The organism is Micromonospora sp. DT231 (assembly GCF_049847025.1).
In the GTDB taxonomy this organism is placed as follows: domain Bacteria; phylum Actinomycetota; class Actinomycetes; order Mycobacteriales; family Micromonosporaceae; genus Micromonospora.
Genome location: NZ_JBNCNO010000006.1, coordinates 427,483 through 431,436, shown reverse-complemented (window position 1 = coordinate 431,436; position 3,954 = coordinate 427,483). Strand labels below are relative to the sequence as shown.

Here is a 3,954-nt window from a genome sequence, read left to right as displayed (position 1 = left end):
ACGGCCAACCCCCAACCGCAACCACAAACGGCCAACCCCCAACCGCAACCACAAACGGCCAACCCCCAACCGCAACCACAAACGGCCAACCCCCAACCGCAACCAAGGAGGAGAAGTGACACCGAGCACCATCCTCACCATCGCCGGCTCGGACTCCGGCGGTGGCGCGGGCATCCAGGCCGACCTCAAGGTCTTCGCGGCGCTCGGCGCGTACGGCACGAGTGTCCTCACCGCGGTCACCGCGCAGAACACCAGGGGTGTCGACGCGGTGCTGCCGCTGCCGCCGCGCACGGTCGTCGAGCAGTTGGACAGCGTACTCACGGATTTCAGCGTGCGTGCGGTCAAGACGGGGATGCTCGGCACCGAGGCGGTCGCCGACGCGGTGGCCGAGGCCGCCCGGGACGGCCGGCTGCCGCAGCTCGTCGTCGACCCGGTGCTGGTTGCCACGAGTGGACACCGGCTCGGCGTGGTGGGTGCGGTGGAGCGGCTGCTGCCGTACGCCCGGGTGGCGACGCCGAACTGCGCGGAGGCCGCGGCCATCACCGGACGCGGAGTGGACGACGTGGCCGGGATGGTCGTGGCCGCCGAGGCCCTCGGGGCCGGCGGCCCGGAGTACGTCGTGGTCACCGGCGGTGACCTGGACGGCGGCGAGGCGGTCGACGTGTTGCACGGCGGCGGCGAGACCACCCTGCTGCGCGCCCCCCGAGTGGACACCCCGCACACCCACGGCACCGGGTGTTCGTTCTCGGCGGCGATCGCCGTGCGGCTCGCCTTCGGCGATCCGGTGCCGGCGGCGGTGGGGGCCGCGAAGGAGTACGTGCTCCGTGCGCTGACCGGCGCACGGGGTTGGGAGCTGGGCGCGGGGCGTGGACCGCTGGACCACTTCGGCTGGTCCGCTTGATCACCAGGGAGGCTGTCATGCAGGCACGAGGCAAGGTGTACGTCGAGGGTTCACGACCCGATGTCCGGGTGCCGTTCGCGGAGGTGGGGCTGACCGGGGACCTACCGCCGGTGCGGCTCTACGACACGTCCGGCCCGGGGTCGGACCCGGAGGTGGGGCTGCCCGCGATGCGCGGACCGTGGATCGCCGAACGGGGTGACGTGGCGCCGGTGCGGGGCGCGGGTACGCCGCTCGCCGGAGCGGAGGGTCGCCGGCCGACGCAGCTCGCGTACGCGCGGGCGGGTGTGGTGACGCCGGAGATGGAGTTCGTGGCGATCCGGGAGAACGTCGATCCGGAACTGGTCCGGGCCGAGATCGCCGCAGGTCGGGCGGTGTTGCCCCTCAACGTGAACCACCCGGAGTGCGAGCCGGCGATCATCGGCAGGGCGTTCCTGGTCAAGGTCAACGCCAACATCGGCACCTCGGCGGTGAGTTCGTCGGTCGCCGAGGAGGTGGAGAAGCTCACCTGGGCCACCCGGTGGGGCGCGGACACCGTGATGGACCTGTCCACCGGGAAGCGGATCCACGAGACCCGCGAGGCGATCGTGCGGAACTCGCCGGTGCCGATCGGGACGGTGCCGATCTACCAGGCGTTGGAGAAGGTCGGCGGCGACCCGGTGAAGTTGAGCTGGGAGGTGTTCCGGGAGACCGTGATCGAGCAGGCCGAGCAGGGCGTGGACTACATGACTGTGCACGCCGGGGTGCTGTTGCCGTACGTGCCGCTGGCCGTGGACCGGGTCACCGGGATCGTCTCCCGGGGCGGCTCGATCATGGCGGCGTGGTGCCTGGCGCACCACGAGGAGAACTTCCTCTACACCAACTTCGCGGAGCTGTGTGCGCTGCTCGCCCGCTACGACGTGACGTTCTCCCTCGGCGACGGGCTGCGTCCCGGCTCGATCGCCGACGCCAACGACGCGGCGCAGTTCGCCGAGCTGCGCACCCTCGGCGAGCTGACGAAGATCGCCTGGGAGCACGACGTGCAGGTGATGATCGAGGGTCCCGGTCACGTGCCCATGCACAAGATCAAGGAGAACGTGGACCTTCAGCAGGAGTGGTGCCACGAGGCGCCCTTCTACACGCTCGGCCCGCTGACCACCGACATCGCACCCGCGTACGACCACATCACCTCGGCGATCGGCGCCGCGATGATCGGCATGTTCGGCACCGCGATGCTCTGCTACGTCACGCCGAAGGAGCACCTCGGCCTGCCGGACCGGGACGACGTGAAGGCGGGCGTGATCGCGTACAAGATCGCGGCCCACGCGGCGGACCTGGCCAAGGGGCACCCCGGCGCACAGGACTGGGACGACGCGTTGTCGAAGGCGCGGTTCGAGTTCCGCTGGGAGGACCAGTTCAACCTCTCGTTGGACCCGGAGACGGCGCGCTCGTACCACGACGCGACGCTGCCGGCCGAGCCCGCGAAGACGGCGCACTTCTGCTCGATGTGTGGCCCGAAGTTCTGCTCCATGAAGATCACCCAGGAGCTCAAGGAGTACGCCGCACGTGGCATGAAGGACAAGTCGGAGGAGTTCGTCACCGGCGGCGGCCGGGTCTACCTGCCGCTGGCCTGACCCGACCCGCACCGAGAGCGGCGAACCCGCCGTCCCGAGATGATCCACTCGGGTTCACTGATATCGCGGTATCCAAGCGCTTGGGATGCCCCGACCTCCTTGAACCCGAGTGGATCATCACCGGACCGACCTCCTGCGGCGCGGCCACCCAGGGGTGCGGAGCGGGCCTAACGACCAAAACGGACGGCTCTCGCGCGGATCTTCGGACTCGGAGCGTCGATCATGAGGTTACTGTCAGGACGCGCCGACCTGGACGGCAATAACCTCATGATCGACGGGCGGGTGGTCCGCCGGCCGGCTGGCTGGTCGTGGTGGTGGTGCCGGTTGGTTGGCTAGTCGCGGTGGTGCCGGCCGGTGGAGCGGAGCGATCGTCGGCCGCCCTCCTGTTCCGGTTCGTTGTCCGACACCGGCTTGCCCAGACCGGCTACCCAGTCGACGAACTCCTCGTCCTGGGTCGGCAGGGACTCCGTCGCGTCTGACGTCTCCGCGCCCTTCTCGTCTCCGCGGGACCTGGTGCGGCGGAACAGACCGCCGAGCCGTCCGCGCCGCGAGGGCTGCTCGGCCACCTTCGCGGAGGTCGGCCCGGCCGGTGTCGCGTCGGTGCTGGCCGGGTCGTCGGTGCTCGCGGGGTCGTCGTTCCTTGCCCGGTCACCAGTGTTTGCCCGCTCGCCGATGCTGGCCGGGTCGTCGTTCCTTGCCCGCTCGCCGATGCTGGCCGGGTCGCCGACCCTTGCCCGCTCGCCGGTGTTTGCCCAGTCGGCGGTGCTGGCCGGGTTGCCGATCCTTGCCCGATCGTCGGTGTTCACCGGGTCGCCGGTGCTTGTCGGCTCGCCGGTGGTGGTCGGGTTGCCCGTGCCGGTGGGCGCCCCAGCCCGGCCCGGCGCGACCGGAGGCTCGGCCGGGATCGGGTGTCTGGTCGGAGCGGCCAACTCGCTGGCCACGATCGGCCCGGTTGTCGCCGGCCGGGTCGTCGAGCTGTCCGGCGACCCGGTCGGGGCGGCGCGCCGGGTGGTGTCGAACGCGTTCCAGGTGCCGGCCCGGCTCAGATCCGGCAGCGGCACCCGGTGGCGCGGCTTCGGCGTCTGCCCGGTCGACTCGTCCGGCCCGGTCGGCGGCTCCGCCGTCGTGGCTCCCGACTCGGAGGCCTGCGGCGGCACCGTCCAGGCCGGTGTGACCGTCCAGGCCGACGGCGCTGGCGTCCAGAGGACCGCATCCGGGTCGCCCGCGGCGGGAGCGTCGTCCGCGGCGGGCCGTGCGCTGGCGGCGGCACCGCCCCCGACGGTCCACGCGCCGGCGGCGGGAACACCGTCCCCGGCGGTCGGCGCACCGGCGGCGGAAGCGTCACCGGCGGTCGGCGCATCGGCGGCGGAAGCGTCCCCGGCGGTCCGCGCACCGGCGGCGGAAACACCGTCACCGGCGGTGGGCGTGCGGGCGGCGGAAGCG

General features: G+C 71.9%; 3 protein-coding genes. 2 read left to right on the top strand and 1 reads right to left on the bottom strand.

What is annotated here, in order from left to right:
• Nucleotides 1–115: 115 nt before the first annotated feature.
• Nucleotides 116–901 (top strand): bifunctional hydroxymethylpyrimidine kinase/phosphomethylpyrimidine kinase, encoded by a 786-nt coding sequence (gene thiD / locus ACPXBU_RS18955; RefSeq protein ID WP_425759007.1) that lies wholly within the window; start codon nt 116–118, stop codon nt 899–901.
• 17 nt (nt 902–918) lie between these two features.
• Nucleotides 919–2,511 (top strand): phosphomethylpyrimidine synthase ThiC, encoded by a 1,593-nt coding sequence (gene thiC / locus ACPXBU_RS18950; protein ID WP_425759006.1) that lies wholly within the window; start codon nt 919–921, stop codon nt 2,509–2,511.
• A 332-nt stretch (nt 2,512–2,843) separates the two neighbouring features.
• Here the strand turns inward: thiC and ACPXBU_RS18945 are convergent.
• The coding region (locus tag ACPXBU_RS18945; RefSeq protein WP_425759005.1) for a hypothetical protein at nt 2,844–3,954 on the bottom strand (1,111 nt) is incomplete at its 5' end.

Coding starts and splice junctions, on each gene's coding strand:
- thiC (WP_425759006.1), top strand. CDS start 919: ATGCAGGCACGAGGCAAGGTGTACGTCGAGGGTTCACGACCCGATGTC.